Origin of the sequence: Streptomyces muensis (assembly GCF_021474425.1) — a bacterium.
In the GTDB taxonomy this organism is placed as follows: domain Bacteria; phylum Actinomycetota; class Actinomycetes; order Streptomycetales; family Streptomycetaceae; genus Streptomyces; species Streptomyces muensis.
This window is the reverse complement of sequence record NZ_JAKEIP010000591.1, coordinates 1-1,117: the sequence shown is the minus strand read 5'-3', so window position 1 is coordinate 1,117 and position 1,117 is coordinate 1. Positions and strand designations below refer to the sequence as shown.

The 1,117-nt window shown below is 71.2% G+C and carries 1 protein-coding gene; it reads right to left on the bottom strand.

The features are described from left to right. Positions 1–126: 126 nt before the first annotated feature. Positions 127–1,053: a metallophosphoesterase gene (locus L0P92_RS44580; RefSeq protein ID WP_234768830.1), complete on the bottom strand. Its 927-nt coding sequence runs from the start codon at positions 1,051–1,053 to the stop codon at positions 127–129. Positions 1,054–1,117 lie beyond the last annotated feature (64 nt).

Sequence of the window (1,117 nt, the reverse complement as noted above, 5' to 3'; positions counted from 1 at the left end):
CGGGGGGGCAGGAGGTTGCGGGGGGGGGGCACCGGATCGCGCCCCGGCCGCCGTCCCGGTGCTCCCTGCTGCCCTGCCCCTACCTCGTCTTGCCGCCCCGACGACCCCTCTACGCCGCCGTACTCCCTACTCCCGACCCACCAACGTCAGCAACGTCGCCTCCGGCGGGCACGCGAACCGGAACGGTGTGTAGCGGTTCGTGCCGCAGCCCGCCGAGACATGCAAGTAGGAGGTACGGCCCTCCGCGGTGTGCGTGGACAGGCCCTTCACGCGGTCCGTGTCCAGGTCGCAGTTGGTGACCAGGGCGCCGTAGAAGGGGATGCAGAGCTGGCCGCCGTGGGTGTGGCCGGCCAGGATCAGGGGGTAGTCGTCGGCCGTGTACGCGTCCAGAACGCGCAGGTACGGCGCGTGCACCACGCCCATCGCGAAGTCCGCGGCGCCGGACGGGCCGCCCGCCACCTGCTGGTAGCGGTCCCTCTTGATGTGCGGGTCGTCCAGGCCGGTGAGCTCCACGGACACGCCCTCGACCTTCAGCGTGCCCCGCGTGTTCGTGAGATTCAGCCAGCCCGCCGTGTCGAAACCGTCCCGCAGGTCCTCCCACGGGTTGTGGATCGCGCCGACGGCCGGCGGGTTGCCGTTCAGGCCGTGGCGGCCCTGGGTCTTCTCCAGCAGGTAAAGGGCGGGGTTGCGCAGCTTCGGGCCGTAGTAGTCGTTCGAGCCGAAGACGTACGCGCCCGGGAACTCCATCAACGGGCCCAGCGCGTCCAGCACCTCCGGCACGCCCTCCGGGTCGGAGAGGTTGTCGCCGGTGTTGATCACGAAGTCGGGGCGCAGGCCGGCCAGTGAGCGCAGCCAGCGCTGCTTCTTGCGCTGACCGCCGACCATGTGGATGTCGGAGACCTGGAGCACGCGCAGCGGACGCATCCCCGCGGGCAGGACGGGGATCGTCACCCGTCGCAGGCGGAAGGAACGGGCCTCGAAACCCGCCGAGTACAGCAGTCCGGCGGCGCCAACCGCCGTGATTCCCAGGGGTACTCCGTATCGCGCACGCATACGACCATCGTGTCAGACCGGGGGAACGCTCCGTGCCGCCCGCCTCCGGCCCCCGTACCCCGCC